General features: G+C 68.7%; 13 protein-coding genes. 11 read left to right on the forward strand and 2 right to left on the reverse strand.

Features of this window, described 5'->3' with window-relative positions; translation table 11 throughout:
* Nucleotides 1-108: 108 nt before the first annotated feature.
* From AC5Y4Q_RS16955 to AC5Y4Q_RS17005, 11 genes are all read left to right on the forward strand, one after another.
* The gene (locus AC5Y4Q_RS16955) at nucleotides 109-537 is read left to right on the forward strand and encodes a VOC family protein (RefSeq protein ID WP_064922306.1); all 429 of its coding nucleotides are present in this window, start codon (nucleotides 109-111) and stop codon (nucleotides 535-537) included.
* A 46-nt stretch (nucleotides 538-583) separates the two neighbouring features.
* Complete coding sequence (locus AC5Y4Q_RS16960; RefSeq protein ID WP_064922305.1) at nucleotides 584-1033, forward strand: hypothetical protein; 450 nt, start codon at nucleotides 584-586, stop codon at nucleotides 1031-1033.
* Nucleotides 1030-2556: a class I adenylate-forming enzyme family protein gene (locus tag AC5Y4Q_RS16965; protein ID WP_499959732.1), complete on the forward strand. Its 1527-nt coding sequence runs from the start codon at nucleotides 1030-1032 to the stop codon at nucleotides 2554-2556. The genes AC5Y4Q_RS16960 and AC5Y4Q_RS16965 overlap by 4 nt, the downstream gene beginning before the upstream one ends.
* Nucleotides 2553-5684 carry a carboxyl transferase domain-containing protein gene (locus tag AC5Y4Q_RS16970; RefSeq protein ID WP_499959734.1) on the forward strand — a complete coding sequence of 1044 codons (3132 nt, stop codon included), beginning with the start codon at nucleotides 2553-2555 and terminating at the stop codon, nucleotides 5682-5684. The genes AC5Y4Q_RS16965 and AC5Y4Q_RS16970 overlap by 4 nt, the downstream gene beginning before the upstream one ends.
* Before the next feature lie 29 nt (nucleotides 5685-5713).
* Nucleotides 5714-6928 carry a DNA recombination protein RmuC gene (locus tag AC5Y4Q_RS16975; protein ID WP_064922304.1) on the forward strand — a complete coding sequence of 405 codons (1215 nt, stop codon included), beginning with the start codon at nucleotides 5714-5716 and terminating at the stop codon, nucleotides 6926-6928.
* 10 nt (nucleotides 6929-6938) lie between these two features.
* A complete protein-coding gene (locus AC5Y4Q_RS16980) occupies nucleotides 6939-7580 on the forward strand; it encodes a TetR/AcrR family transcriptional regulator (protein ID WP_499959736.1) in 642 nt (213 codons plus the stop codon).
* Between the two features lie 61 nt (nucleotides 7581-7641).
* Nucleotides 7642-8457: an SDR family oxidoreductase gene (locus AC5Y4Q_RS16985; protein WP_064922302.1), complete on the forward strand. Its 816-nt coding sequence runs from the start codon at nucleotides 7642-7644 to the stop codon at nucleotides 8455-8457.
* Nucleotides 8458-8479: 22 nt separating this feature from the next.
* Nucleotides 8480-9697 carry an acyl-CoA dehydrogenase family protein gene (locus tag AC5Y4Q_RS16990; RefSeq protein ID WP_064922301.1) on the forward strand — a complete coding sequence of 406 codons (1218 nt, stop codon included), beginning with the start codon at nucleotides 8480-8482 and terminating at the stop codon, nucleotides 9695-9697.
* Nucleotides 9694-10470 carry an SDR family oxidoreductase gene (locus AC5Y4Q_RS16995; RefSeq protein ID WP_499959739.1) on the forward strand — a complete coding sequence of 259 codons (777 nt, stop codon included), beginning with the start codon at nucleotides 9694-9696 and terminating at the stop codon, nucleotides 10468-10470. Before AC5Y4Q_RS16990 ends, AC5Y4Q_RS16995 begins: the two co-directional genes overlap by 4 nt.
* A gap of 22 nt (nucleotides 10471-10492) precedes the next feature.
* Nucleotides 10493-11488, forward strand: a complete 996-nt coding sequence (locus AC5Y4Q_RS17000) for a phosphotransferase family protein (protein WP_064922307.1) — start codon at nucleotides 10493-10495, stop codon at nucleotides 11486-11488.
* Nucleotides 11485-12837 (forward strand): MFS transporter, encoded by a 1353-nt coding sequence (locus AC5Y4Q_RS17005; RefSeq protein WP_499959811.1) that lies wholly within the window; start codon nucleotides 11485-11487, stop codon nucleotides 12835-12837. Before AC5Y4Q_RS17000 ends, AC5Y4Q_RS17005 begins: the two co-directional genes overlap by 4 nt.
* 13 nt (nucleotides 12838-12850) lie before the next feature.
* Here the strand turns inward: AC5Y4Q_RS17005 and AC5Y4Q_RS17010 are convergent, their stop codons facing one another.
* Both AC5Y4Q_RS17010 and AC5Y4Q_RS17015 read right to left on the reverse strand, forming a co-directional pair.
* Nucleotides 12851-14383, reverse strand: coding sequence for an FAD-dependent monooxygenase (locus AC5Y4Q_RS17010; RefSeq protein WP_499959741.1), 1533 nt, complete (start codon nucleotides 14381-14383; stop codon nucleotides 12851-12853).
* Between the two features lie 2 nt (nucleotides 14384-14385).
* The gene (locus AC5Y4Q_RS17015; RefSeq protein WP_499959743.1) at nucleotides 14386-15009 is read right to left on the reverse strand and encodes a TetR/AcrR family transcriptional regulator; all 624 of its coding nucleotides are present in this window, start codon (nucleotides 15007-15009) and stop codon (nucleotides 14386-14388) included.
* Between the last annotated feature and the right edge of the window lie 24 nt (nucleotides 15010-15033).

Below are 15033 nucleotides of genomic sequence, written 5' to 3' on the forward strand. Positions count from 1 at the left end.
GCCTCCGCCAACGACGCCGGCCCCGGCAAACCGTTATCGAACATGTGTTCGATTGTACACCGGTCCGCCGACGGCTGCATACCGCTCGACCGCCCTAGGCTTCCCCGCATGGACCAGCAGCTGCATTTCCTCACCATCGCCGCGACCGATCTCGGCGCCACCCGCCGCTTCTACGCTGCCTTGGGCTGGCGTCCGCGGCTGGATGTCGAGGGCGAGATCGTCTTCTATCAGAGCGCGCCCGGGCAGCTACTCGGCTTCTTCGATGCCGCCAAGTTCAACGAAGATCTGGCATTGCCCGGTGACCATTCGCGGGTCTCCGGAATCACTCTGGCGCACAACGTCGACAGTCCCCAGGAGGTGACGGCGCTGACCGAGGCGATGGCCGCCGCCGGCGGCACCGTCCTCAAAGCTCCGCAACCGGGCCGGTTCGGCGGTGTGTTCCACGCTCATGTCCGAGACCCCAACGGCCTGATCTGGGAGATCGCCCACAACCCGAATTGGCGAATCGAGCCGGATGGCACGGTACGGCTTGGCTGACGCCGTAGGGTGACGCGGGAAGGCGGTCGAAAGGAACGACACGACGATGCCCACTCTGCTGAGCATGGCGCTGGGCGCGGCACCGATCTTCGGTGGAGCCCTACTGACCGCGGCGGCGGGCCAGCTCAAGGGCCCAGATCTGCGCGGCCTGATCAAACAAGACCTCGACCTGCTCGACCGGATCCCGGCCGAACAGACCAAGCGGCGGGCCGAACTGCAACGCACCATCGACGAGCGGATTGACGACCTGGTCGCCGCGTCCGACCGGACCCGGGCGTTGCGCGCCGCGGCGCTGTCCTATCAGGGCAACTGGCGCGACGTGGTGCTGTTCGCCTGCTCGGTACTGTTCACCTACGTCTGGTGGCACATCAACCATGAGCGCGGCAACTGGCTGCCCATGTTCGTCGTGCTGGTCGTTGTCTGCGTTACGACCGCGGTCTACGCGTTGCGTGGGACGCTGCGCAGCCTGGCGCATAGCCGGCGGGGCCGCGCATGACGAAAATCGTGGAGATTCCCCGGCGGCACAACCCTTTTCCGACGGCCGGGGTGGTTCGCGACCGCAATGGTGTCCCGTGCTATCAGCAGCTGCCGGCCACTCTGCTCGACCTGCTGGCTGAGCAGGTCGAGCGCCGCCCCGACAGCGAGGCCGTGGTGGAGCTGGGAGCCGGTGCGCTGACCTACCGGCAGCTGTGGCAGCGGGCGGCGCGGGTGGCCGGCGGGCTGCGCGCCGAGGGGCTTGGGCGCGGCGACCGGGTCGGTGTGCGCTATCCCGCTGGGCTGCACTGGGTGCTGGCATTCTGGGGGACGCTGATGGCCGGCGGCATACCGGTGGCCGTCAACACCCGTTCGGCCGCACCGGAGGTCGACTTCGTGCTTGCCGACGCCGGAGTGCGGGTGGATCTCGCGCCCGGCACCGCGCTGCCCGACGGCCGGCCGTATGTGGTCGACGGGCTGGAGCCGCCCGACACTGCGGCGCTGTTCTACACCTCCGGCACCACCGGGCGTCCCAAGGGGGTGCCCACCACCCACGAGGCGTTTGTGACCAACGCCGAGAACATGATGCGCGCCATGGGGCAGTCCCGGCAGCTCGGTGAGGAGTTGCGCACCTTGATCTCGGTGCCGTTGTTCCACGTGACCGGCTGCAACTCGCAATTGCTGGTCGCCGCCTACACCGGCGGAGCGGCGGTGATCATGCCGGCGCTGAACCTCCCCGAACTGCTCACCACCGTGCCGGCACAAAAGATTTCGTCACTGATCACCGTTCCTGCGATCTACGCACTGCTGCTGCGGCACCCCGGCTTCGCCGGCGTCGACGTCTCCGGGGTGCGCTGGGTCGGTTACGGCGGCGCCCCGACGGCGCCGGCCCTGGTGCGTGCGCTGCGCGACGCGTTCGGCGCCGCAACGGTGTTCAACGGCTACGGCATGACCGAAACGGCGTCGCTGATGACGGTGCTGCCGGACTCCGATGCGGTCGCCCACGCGGACTCGGTGGGCTACGCGATTCCCTCCGGAGACATCGGTGTCGCCCCGCTCGGTGACGACCCGACCACCGGCGAGCTGGTGGTGCGCGGCGCGAACGTGATGCGCGGCTACTGGAATAGGCCCGATGCGACCGCCGCCACCATCATCGACGGGTGGCTGCACACCGGCGATGTGGTCCGCGTCGACGACGCCGGGCGGGTGCACATCATCGACCGGCTCAAAGACATCATCATCCGCGGCGGCGAAAACATCTCCAGTGTGGAGGTGGAGGCGGCGCTGCTGTCGGCGCCCGGGGTCGCCGACGCGTGCGTGCTGGCGGTGCCTGACGACGTGATGGGCGAGAAGGTCGGCGCGGTGCTCTACGGCGACGACGTCGATGTGGCCGCGGTGCTCGACCACTGCCGAAGTCAGCTCGCGGACTTCAAGGTGCCGCAGTACATCACCGTGGTCGCCGAGGAACTGCCGCGCACCGCCAGCGGCAAACTGCTCAAGACACAGTTGCGTGCGCAGGTGCAGTGGGGTGCCCCGTTACGGTGAGCACCGCCGATGCCTCACCGAAGACGGTGCTGATCGCCAACCGTGGCGAGATCGCGCTGCGGATCATCCGCACCGCAACCGACCTGAGCTACCACACGATTGCGGTCTATGCCGAAGATGACGCGGACAGCCCGCACGTGTACGCCGCTGACGAGGCCGTCGGCTTACCCGGCGCAGGTCCGTCGGCCTACCTCGATCAGGCCGCCGTCCTGGCCGCCGCCACCAAGACCGATGCTGACCTGATCCATCCAGGCTACGGATTCCTCTCGGAGAACGCCGAATTCGCCCGAACGGTTGCGGCAGCGGGCCGTACCTTCGTCGGGCCGGCCCCTGAACTGCTGGACATGTTCGGTGACAAGTCCGCCGCGCGCGGCGCCGCGGTCACCGCCGGGCTGCCGGTGCCGGCCGCCACCGACGGGGCGGTCGGCCCAGAACAGATCCATGAGTTCTTTCGCGCCCATCCGGGTGGCATCATGCTCAAAGCACTGGCCGGCGGCGGGGGCCGGGGCATACGCACGGTCCGCGCTGCCGACCAGCTCGACGACGCCTACCGTTGGTGCTCGGCCGAGGCCCGACTGGGGTTCGGCGCCGCGGCGGTGTTCGCCGAGGAACTCGTCGAGGGCGCTCGCCACATCGAGGTGCAGATCGTCGCCGACGGCGTGCGCGCCCTGGCGGTCGGTGATCGCGACTGCAGCATCCAGCGCCGCTACCAGAAGCTGATCGAGATCGCGCCGGCGCCGGGGCTTTCCGATCAGGTGCGTACCGCATTGCACGGCGCAGCGGCCCGACTGTGCGCAGCCGTCGGGTACCGGGGCCTGGCCACGGTGGAATTCCTGGTCACCGGTGACGATTTCGTCTTCCTCGAGGTCAACCCGCGCATTCAGGTGGAACACCCGATCACCGAGGTGGTCACCGGAATCGACCTGGTGGCGGCCGGATTCCAGATCGCCGAAGGCGCCGCACTCGACGACCTGGTTCTGCCGACCGAGGCACATGGGATCGCGGTCGAATGCCGAGTCAACACCGAAACGGTGGCCGCCGACGGCACGGTGCAACCCTGTGTCGGCACCTTGACGGCGTTCACCCCTCCGAGCGGGCCAGGCATCCGGGTCGACACCTACGCCCGGCCGGGCCTGACCATCGGGCCCCGCTACGATTCGCTGCTGGCCAAGGTGATCACCCACGTGTACGGCACCTCGCTGACCGCAGCGCTGCGCAAGGCGCGAACTGCGGTGGCGGAGTTGGCGATCGCCGGTGTCGGCACCAATGCCGGCCTGCTGGAGGCAGTGCTGTCCGACGCGGCGCTGGGGACCGGCGTGGTGACGACCGATTGGCTGGACCGCCGACTGCCTGCACTGGTGGGCGCCGCGGCGCCCAGGCAGGACGAACACCCGCCCCGCGCAACGCCTCTGAACCCGGGCGAACAGGTGCTGTACGCGCCGATGGCCGGCACCGTTGTCGAGGTGACGCCGGACGTGGTGCTGGAGGCGATGAAGATGCAACATGTGCTGACCGCACCCGGCGCGACGGTGCGCGCCCTGGTCGGCCCGGGGCAGGTCGTCGGCGCCGGAGACCCGGTGCTGGTGTTCGTTTCGGCCGGCGACGAGAGTACCGCCGGGCCCGGTGCGGGCCCGCAGCTGGATTCGCCACGCACCGACCTCGACGAGGTCGCCCACAGGCACCGGCTCGCCCGCGACGAAGGCCGTCCCGAGGTGGTCGCCAAACGCCACCGCCAGGGCCGCCGCACCGCCCGGGAGAACATCGCCGATCTGGTCGACCCCGGCAGCTTCGTCGAATACGGGGCGCTGGCGGTGGCGGCGCAGCGCAGCCGGCGCGCGGAGGAGGACCTGATCACCAACACGCCGGCCGACGGCCTGGTCGCCGGGTTGGCGACCATCGGTGCGGCGCCGGTGGCAGTGGCCTCCTATGACTACACCGTGCTGGCCGGCACCCAGGGCATGCGCAACCACGCCAAGACCGACCGGCTTTTCGAGGTGGCCGCCCGCCGACGACTTCCGGTGGTGCTGTTCGCCGAAGGGGGCGGCGGCCGGCCCGGTGACACCGATGTCGCCGGGATGGCCGGGCTGGACCTGATGACGTTTCGTGCGCTGGCCGCGCTCAACGGCCAGGTGCCGCTGGTGGCGATCGTCTCCGGCCGCTGCTTCGCTGGTAACGCGGCGCTGGCCGGGGTGTGCGACGTGATCATCGCGACCCCCGATGCCAACATCGGGATGGGCGGCCCGGCGATGATCGAAGGTGGCGGGCTGGGCGTCTACCGGCCCGAGGAGATCGGGCCGATCGAGGTGCAGCGCCGCAACGGGGTGGTTGCACTGGCGGCACGCGACGAGACCGAAGCGGTGACCCTGGCGAAGCGCTACCTGTCCTACTTTCGTCCCACGGTGACCGACTTCGCTGAGCCCGATCCGAGACTGGCGCGGCATGTGGTGCCGCAGAACCGGTTACGGGCCTACGACGTACGGGCAGCGATCGATGCGATCGTCGACGTCGGTTCGGTGCTGGAACTGCGACCGGATTACGGGATCGGGATAGTGACCGCCCTGGTGCGCGTGCACGGGGTCGCCTACGGATTGCTGGCCAACAACAGCCACCATCTCGGCGGCGCGATCGATGCGGAGGCGGCCGACAAGACCGCTGATTTCTTCGCGCTGTGTGAGGCGTTCCGGCTGCCGGTGGTGACGCTGTGCGACACGCCGGGATTCATGGTCGGTCCGGATGCCGAGCGGCAGGCCACCGTGCGCCGGTTCAGCCGGATGTTCATCGCCGGAGCCCGGTTGACCGTCCCGATGGGCATGATCGTGCTGCGCAAGGGCTACGGGCTGGGTGCGATGGCGATGGCGGGCGGTTCATTTCACGCCCCACAGTTCACCGTCGCGTGGCCGACCGGCGAGATCGGCGGTATGGGGTTGGAAGGAGCGGTGCGGCTCGGTTTCCGCAAAGAACTTGCGGATGCCGCCGACCCGGATCAGCGCCAACAGCTCTTCGATCAGCTGGTGGAGGCGGCCTACCGGCGCGGGCGGGCATTGAGCGCGGCGATGACCTTCGAACTCGACGATGTGATCGACCCAGCGCAATCGCGGGCCTGGATCGCCAGCCTGTCCGACGGGTAGCTGTCGGTGCCCTGCGCTACGTTGCGCGCATGGACACGGCCCTGTTGATCCTCCTGACCTCACTCGCGTTGCTGGCGGTGATCCTGCAGGTGGTAGTGCTGCTGCGTCCGAGTGGCGTGGCGATCTCACCGGAACAGCTCGCCGTGCTACGCGGCGACAGTGAACGCGTGGAGCGAACGCTGCGCGAAGAGCAACATGCCGGGCGGGCCGAACTTGCCCAGGCCTTCCACCAGTGGCAGACCACGTTGCACCGGTTCGGTGCGAACCTGGATCACCAGTTCAAGAGCCTGCAAAGCGACAACACCGCGCAGCTGGAGAAGATGCGCGCGACGGTGGACGAGAAGCTGCAGGCGACCCTGGAAACCCGGCTGGCCCAATCCTTCACACAGATCTCCGAACGCCTGGAAGCGGTGCAGCGGGGCCTCGGCGAGATGCAGACCCTGGCCACCGGCGTGGGCGACTTGAAGCGGGTGCTGACCAACGTCAAAGCCCGCGGCATCTTCGGCGAGACGCAACTGGCCGCGCTGCTGGCCGAGACGCTGACGCCCGAGCAGTACGCCACCAACGTCGTCACCGTCCCGGGATCGGTTGCGCGAGTGGAGTTCGCGATCCGGCTGCCCGGCGGAACCGGCGCCGGGGAGGTGCTGTTGCCGATCGACGCCAAGTTCCCGCGTGAGGATTTCGAGCGCCTGCTCGACGCGCAGGAGAATGCCGACATCGCGGGGGAGGCGGCCGCGCGGCAGGCCTTGATCCGGCGGATCGAAGCCGAAGCCGGCGACATCTGCGACAAGTACCTTGCGCCGCCGCACACCACCGACTTCGCAATCCTGTTCCTCGCCACCGAGAGCCTCTACGCCGAGGTCCTGCGCCAACCGGGGCTGTTCGAGCAGATCCAGGCCAAATACAACGTCACCCTCGCCGGGCCCACCACGTTGGCCGCGCTGCTCAACAGCCTGCGGATGGGCTTTCGCACCCTGGCGATCGAGCGGCGCAGCAGCGAAGTGTGGCAGGTGCTCGGCGCCGTCAAAACCGAGTTCGGCAAGTTCGCGGCCGTCCTGGAGAAGACCCGCAAGCAACTCGACACCGCCCGCAACACCATCGACTCCGCCGGCGTGCGAACCCGGGCCATCGAGCGCACGCTGCGCGGGGTGGAGTCACTGCCCGAACCGGAGGCCCAAGCCATGCTGGGCGAACTGGCCCACGGCGCCGAAGCAAGGGCTGAACTTGACGTCGGGTTCAGCTAGAATCCCTGAGATGGATTCCGTCCCGGCACGCCAGCTGCCGGCCACCGTGCGCGGGGCGCGGACCCGAGCCGCGCTGGTCGCGGCGGCCCGCAAGGTATTCGAGCGCGACGGCTACCTCGACGCCAAACTCACCGACATCACCAAGGCGGCCGGCTGCGCCACCGGGTCGTTCTACACCTACTTCGGGAACAAGGAAGAGATCTTCGCCGCCGTCCTCGAGCAGGCGCAGCAGGACATGATGCATCCGGGCATGGGCCGGGTGGCCGGCACCGACGATCCGTACGCGGTCCTGGAGGCGAGCAATCGCGCTTATTTGGAAGCCTATCGGCGCAACGCGAGGCTGATGGGTCTGCTTGAGCAGGTGGCCCAGGTGGATCCGAAGTTCCGTGCCTTCCGGGCGCAGCGCGCCGATGCGTTCGTCCACCGCAATGCCGCCGGCATCGCCGACCTGCAGGAGCGCGGGATCGCCACCGCCGACGTCGATCCGCTGCTGGCCTCGCGGGCGCTCTCGGGGATGGTCAGCCGGCTGGCGTACGGCATCTTCGTGCTCGAGGAGGCCACCGACAGCGCCGGCGCCGACTTCGACGCGCTGGTCACCACCGTCACCCGGCTCTGGGCGAATGCCCTGCAATTCCGCCCGAACACTAATTGAACATGAGACCGGATTCAACTAGGGTCACTGACGCTGCGAACGCCAAGAGCAAGGACTGCCCATGAAGGTTGCGGAACGGGTTGCCATCGTCACCGGCGGCGGAGGCGGCATCGGCGGCGCCTTGGCTGCAGCGCTCGCCAAGGCCGGGGCCAAGGTGGTGGTGGCCGACCTCGATGCCCAGGCCGCGACGGCGGTGGCCGACGCCATCAACGCCGAGCAGCCGGGCGCGGCGGTCGGTCATGGCGGCGACGTCGCCGACACCGAGGTGATCCGCGAGCTGATCGCGCTCGCCGAGCACCATTTCGGGCCGGTCGACATGTACTTCGCCAACGCCGGAATCACCGGCGCCCCCGGCCTGGAGGCTGGCGAAGCCGACTGGGACCAGGCCCTCGACGTCAATCTGCGGGCCCATATCCGCGCCGCGCAGCTGTTGGTGCCGGATTGGGTGCAGCGCGGCGAGGGGTATTTCGTGTCCACCGCGTCGGCGGCCGGTCTGCTCACTCAACTGGGCGGCGCCACGTATGCGGTCACCAAACACGCGGCCGTCGGATTCGCCGAATGGCTCAACATCACCTACGGCGACCAGGGAGTGCGGGTCAGCTGCCTGTGCCCGATGGGCGTCAACACCAAGCTGTTGTACGCCGGTGAGCAATCCGGTGACCCGCTGGGGGACCTGGCCACCCGGGCGGTCACCGCCGCCGGCGAGGTGCTCGAACCGGCGGCCGTCGCCGACGAGGTGCTGGCAGCCGTCGACGAGGAACGCTTCCTGATCCTGCCGCACCCAGCGGTACTGGAGATGTACCGGTTCAAGGGAACCGATTACGACCGCTGGTTGCGGGGCATGCGCCGCTACCAGCGCGGCCTGCTCAACACGTAAGCGTCCTAGGTGAGGAGCCTGCATGTCCCTGTTTGAAATGTCAGAGCGCGCAACGAAATACCGTTCCGATCTGCTGGAGTTCATGGAAAGCTGCGTCTACCCGGCCGAACCGGTCTACGAGCAGCAGATGGCCGAATCCGGCAACCCGCATTTTCAGCCCCCCATCCTGGAAGAGCTGAAAGCGCAGGCGCGCGAGCGCGGCCTGTGGAACCTGTTTCACCCGCACCCGGAATGGGGGCCGGGCCTGACCAACCTCGAATACGCGCCGCTGGCCGAGATCATGGGCCGCAGTCCACATCTGGCACCCGAAGCCTGCAACTGTAACGCTCCCGACACCGGCAATATGGAGGTCTTCACCCTCTTCGGCACCGACGAGCACAAGGAGAAGTACCTCAAGCCGCTGCTGGACGGCACCATCCGGTCGGCGTTCGTGATGACCGAACCGCAGGTGGCCAGCTCGGATGCCACCAACGTTCAGCTGGCCATGGTCAAACAGGGTGATGAATACATCCTCAACGGACGTAAGTGGTTCGCGTCCAACGCGTTACACGCCAACTGCAAGGTCATGATCGTGATGGGCAAGACCGACCCCAACACGGCGACCCATCGACAGCAGTCGATGATGGTGGTGCCCATCGACGCCCCGGGTGTCACCATCATGCGGGGCCTGCCGGTCTTCGGCTACCAGGACCGGGAGGGCCACGCCGAGATCGACTTCCATGACGTTCGGGTGCCGGCCAAAGACGTGCTCAAGGGCGAAGGCGAGGGGTTCGCGATCGCCCAGGCCCGGCTCGGACCGGGCCGCATCCACCACTGCATGCGGGCCATCGGCATGGCCGAGCGGGCACTGGAATTGCTGTGCAAGCGGGCCCAGTCCCGGGTGACGTTCGGCAAGCCGATCTCCGACAACGCCAACATCCGCGACTGGATCGCCGAGGCGCGCATCGACATCGAGATGATCCGCCTGCTCACCCTCAAAGCCGCCTATCTGATGGACACCGTGGGCAACAAGGCCGCACAGGTCGAGATCGCGGCGATCAAGGTCGCCGCACCCGACATCGCGCTGAAGATCGTCGACCGGGCCATCCAGGTGCACGGTGCCGGTGGCGTCACCGACGACTTCCCGCTGGCCGGCTTCTGGGCGCACCTGCGCACCCTGCGGCTCGCCGACGGCCCCGACGAGGTGCACAAGCGCGCCATCGCCCGCCAGGAACTTGCCAAGTACAAGGAGGCACGATGACCACACCGGACCTCACACGACGCACCGCGATCATCACCGGCGGATCCCGCGGTATCGGGCTGGCGATCGGCCAGCGCCTGGCCGCCGCCGGCGCCAACGTGGTTCTCACCTCACGCGATCAGGACAGCGCTGACGCCGCGGCGGCCCAGGTCAAGGGCAACGCGCTCGGTGTGGCCGCGCACGTCGCCGAAGACGATGCCGCCCAGCGGTGCATCGATCTGACCCTGGAGCGGTTCGGCAGCATCGACATCCTGGTCAACAACGCCGGCACCAATCCGGCGTTCGGACCCCTGATCGACCAGGACCACGCCCGGTTCGCCAAGATCTTCGACATCAACCTGTGGGGGCCGCTGCTGTGGACGTCGTGCGCGGTCAAGGCGTGGATGGGCGAGCACGGCGGCAGTGTGGTCAACACCGCCTCGATCGGCGGGATGAGTTTTTCACCGCTGATGGGCATGTACAACGCCACCAAGGCTGCGCTGATCCACGTCACCAAGCAACTGGCGCTGGAACTCTCGCCGGGGGTGCGGGTCAACGCCCTCTGCCCTGGCGTAGTGCGCACCAAGCTGGCCGAGGTGCTCTGGAAGGAACACGAGCAGGCTCTGTCGACGAAGATACCGCTGGGCCGGATCGGCGAGCCCGTCGACGTCGCCGACGCGGTCGCGTTCCTGGTCTCCGATGCCGCGAGCTGGATCACCGGGCAGACCCTGGTGATCGACGGTGGCCAAATCCTCGGAGAGGCAAGCGGGTTCCGGGTGGGCTTCGGTGGCTGATGTGCTCGGCATCGACCCGCCGATGGTCGCGCGCTGGATCGCGCAGTTGGGCATTCCGGTCACCCGCCCTTTGAAATTCGAGCGGATCGGAATCGGGCAGTCGAACCTGACCTACCTGGTCTCCGACGCGGCCGATCACCGCTGGGTGCTGCGCCGTCCGCCGCTGGGCAAGCTGCTGGCATCGGCCCACGACGTCGCCCGGGAGGCGCGGATCCTCTCGGCTTTAGAGGACACCGACGTGCCCACCCCGCGGGTCTACGGGCTGACGCGGGACGCGCAAGACACCCCGCTGCTGTTGATGGAGTTCGTCGACGGGGTGGTGGCCGACCGGATGTCGGTGGCTGAGTCGCTGACGCCGCAGCGGCGCCGGCAGATCGGGCTGTCAATGCCCAAGACCCTGGCCAAGATTCACGCCGTCGACATCACCGCCGTCGGCCTCGATGATCTGGCCAGCCACAAGCCGTACGCCCAGCGTCAGCTCAAGCGCTGGTCCGGGCAGTGGGAGAAATCCAAGACGCGGGAGCTGCCGGCGCTTGACGACCTGACCCGGCGGCTGATCGCGGCCGCGCCGCCACAGCAGGAACTCACCTTGGTGCACGGCGACTTTCACCTGCGCAACGTGATCACCTCACCGCGCAGCGGCGAGGTGGTCGCCGTGCTGGACTGGGAGCTGTCCACCCTCGGCGACCCGCTCGCCGACATGGGCAGCCTACTGGCGTACTGGCCGCAGCCGGGCGAGGAGGACATCGCCGGGGAGTTCGTCCTGAGCACCCTGGACGGCTTCCCCGACCGCGCCGAGTTGGCCCGGGTGTACCTGGAGCTGACCGGGCGCGACGCGGCGACACTGGCCTACTGGCATGCTCTGGGACTGTGGAAGGTCGCGATCATCGCCGAGGGGATCGTACGGCGGGTGCTGGACAACCCGGAGAACAAGGCCGCTGCGGGAACCCCGATCACGGCGTGGATCGACGCGCTGGTGGACAAGGCCCGCGAGGTAGCCGAGCAAGCGGGCATCTGATACCGGAGCCCGACCTGGTCGACGGGGTGCCGCGCGGCAGGATCGCGGTGGCGTCGCTGATCGGCACCACCATCGAGTTCTACGACTTCTACGTCTATGCCGCCGCGGCGGTCACCGTCTTCCCGCAGCTGTTCTTCCCGCCGGGAGACCCAGGCGCGGCGCTGCTGGCATCGTTGGCCACGTTCGGACTGGCATTCGTGGCCCGGCCGGTGGGCTCGATCCTGTTCGGCCACTTCGGTGATCGGCTCGGCCGAAAGACCACGCTGGTCGCCTCGCTGCTGGTGATGGGCGTGGCGACATTCACGATCGGGCTGCTGCCGACCTATCACCACATCGGCCTGGCGGCGCCGGTCTTGCTGGCCGTCTTGCGGTTCTGCCAAGGGCTGGCCCTCGGTGGTGAATGGAGCGGCGCGGCCTTGCTGGCCACCGAGACCGCCAAGCCGGGCCGGCGGGCCGCCGCGGGAATCTGGCCGCAGCTGGGCGCGCCGCTGGGGTTCCTGCTCGCCACCGCGATCTTCCTGGTCCTGCTGCGATGGCCGGAGCAGTTCCTCACCTGGGGGTGGCGGATTCCATTCCTGCTGAGCGCCGTGATGGTGGCCGTCGGGCTGTACGTTCGGGTACGGCTTACCGAGACCCCGGTCTTCGCGCAGGCCATTGAAACCGGCCAGCGCGTCGGCGCGCCGATCGCCGAAGTGATTCGCGGCAGCTGGCGGCAGCTGATCATCGGCACGCTGGTGATGGTGGCGACCTACACGCTGTTCTACACCGTGACCACCTGGACGCTGAGCTACGGCACCGCTCAGCGCGCGCCGGAGGGCGCTGGGCTGGGGTACAGCTACGCCGACTTCCTGGGACTGCAACTGGTTGCGGTGGCGTTCTTTGCGGCCGTACTACCGATGTCGGGAGCGCTGGCCGACCGATTCGGCCGGCGCCCGGTGCTGCTGGTTTTCACCGCCGCAATCATGGTGTACGGAACCACCTTCGGCGCCTTCTTGAAACCGAACACCTCGTCCGGCGCGATCCTGGCGTTCCTGATCGTCGGGATGACGTTGATGGGCTTGGCGTTCGGCCCGATGAGCGCGGTCCTGCCGGAGTTGTTTGCTACCAACGTCCGTTACACCGGCTCCGGTGTCGCCTACAACGCGGCCAGCGTCCTGGGGGCGGCGGTGGCACCGTTCATCGCCACCTGGCTGGCCACCGAGCACGGCGTGCGCTGGGTGGGCGTCTACCTGTCGATTGCGGCCGGGTGCTCCTTCGTTGCGCTGTTGGTGATGCGCGAGACCCGCCACACCGCGCTCAATGGCGTCGGGATCGCCGACCACGTCGGTGACGCGCTGCATCCGGGCTGACCTGGCACTGATGTCAGCGGCGTGGCGCGCCGAACCAGCGGGTCAGCGCGGCCTTCAGCGCAGGCGGCTGGCCGGGGGCGAAACCATCGGTTGCCCAAGCGATATAGCCGTCCGGACGGATCAGCATCGCCGCCGCCGGGGGCGCGGGCATGGCAGCGGTGACAGCGTCGACGCGATCGGCCCACGGGAGGGCGACGGGCGCCGCGGCGCCGTGGACCAAGTCGAGCAGCACCGCGCGCCCCCGGTGCAACAGGTCGGCAACCCGGCGGCCGTCGTCGAAGGCGAGGTCGGGGACATGCCAGCCGGACAACCGGTGATCGTCTCCGACGTCGTAGCGGACATCGCTGCCGGCGAGCAGTTCGGCCAGATGCGCCGACACCTCTGGGATCGCGGTCAGCTCACCGAACAACTCGCGCAACGCGGCGACGTGCGGACCGGGCGACATCAGCGCGGTCTGGGCCATCGAGTGCATCATCACCCGCTGTCCCAGCGGCTGGCGCTCCGACTCATAGGTGTCCAGCAGTCCCTCGGGTGCCCAGCCGTTGATCTGGGCAGCCAACTTCCAGCCGAGGTTGACGGTGTCCTGCAACCCCAGATTCAGCCCCGGCCCGCCCATCGCGCTGTGGACATGAGCCGCGTCGCCGAGCAGCAACACCCGTCCGGCGCGGTAGCGCTCGGCCTGTCGGCTGTTCTGCCCGTCGATCCGGCGCAGCGCATGCGGGCCCGGACCCAGCGGTTCGCCCAACGCGATATCGACGCCGAGGATGCGCTGCAGGCTTTCCCGCAGTTCGGTGATCGTCATCGGGCCGCTGTCGGCCGCCGGGCCGAACTCCAGCGTGCCCAACAGTGCCCGGCCGGGCTCGAATTCACCGAATAGCACCATGCCGCGGTCGAACCTGTTGTGGCCATGGGAGATCCGGCCGACACCGGGTATCGCCAGACTGCGGTCTGCGGCGCGCAGGCTTTCCGGGATCTGCACGTGCGCCAGCCGGGCGACTGTCGGTGCCGTCGTACCCGGAAACGCGATACCGGCCGTCTTGCGCACGATGCTGCGGCCGCCATCGGCGCCCACCAGATACCCCGCCGCCACGTCGTAGTCGCCGTGCGCGGAGTTGACCGTGGCCACCACCGTGTCGTCCCGCGCGTCCAGACCGGTGAGCCGGTGGCCCCAGCGCACGGCCACGCCGAGCTCGCCGGCCCGCGCGGCCAGTAGCCGCACCAACTGCGGCTGGGCCACCGGCAGCACGTACATCGGATTGGCCCGCGCCTCGGTGAAGCTGAGCGACAGATCCAGTGTCATCCCGGAGAACATCCACGCCGGCACCGGCTGCGGCGGTCCCGCCATGCCGCTGAACCCGTTGTAGAGCCCCCGCAGGTCGAGTGTCCGAACCACTTGCCCGACAAGGCCGTTGGCCTTCGGCTCGGAGCTGGGCCCGGGCAACGCGTCGAGCACCACCGGCCGGACGCCGGCCAGCGCCAGTTCGCACGCCAGCATCAGCCCGTTGGGCCCGGCGCCCACGATGACGACGGCGGTGTGCGCGGCCATGCTCAGACCTGCCGATCGGCGGGCGGGGGCAGCCCGGCGGCGACGTCGGCGAACGCGGCGCGCAACAACCGCGGGTAGGCGACCGGTGGATCCGCCGTCACATAGCTGTCCATGGTGGCCTCGATGACCGCATGGATCACGGCGGCCGCCAGGCGCGGATAGCTGTCACGTTGCGCATCGGTACCGGTGCGTTCGGCGATCACCGCGGCGAAGTCGTCGAGCAGGGCGCGGGGGAAGGTGTTACGCAGGTCGCCGGTCGCGAGCATCTTGCGCAGTTCGGCAAGCGCAGCGCGATCCGGCGGGCTGTTCGCATCACCGGTTGAGGCGGCGAAGTCGTCGTGGACCGGCCCGACGACGGCTTCGGTGACCGATGTCCACAGCGGCTCGTCCGCCGGGCGCTCCCGCAGCAGCGCGACACTGCGGCGCAGCCGCTCGGTCTGCCGGTAGGCCAGGGCCTCGTACTTGGTGGAGAAATAATTGCTGAAGGTCCGCAGCGACACCCCGGCGAGATTCGCGATGTGCTCGCGGGTGACGTTCTCCCAACCCCGCTCCAGGGCCAGCTGCAGGGCAGCGTCGGAGAGAGCGCGACGGGTGTCGGCCTTCTTGCGCTCGCGCAGTCCCGGCATGCCGCCACCGTACCGAAATATTGC

This window comes from Mycobacterium sp. NGS16 (genome assembly GCF_059813225.1).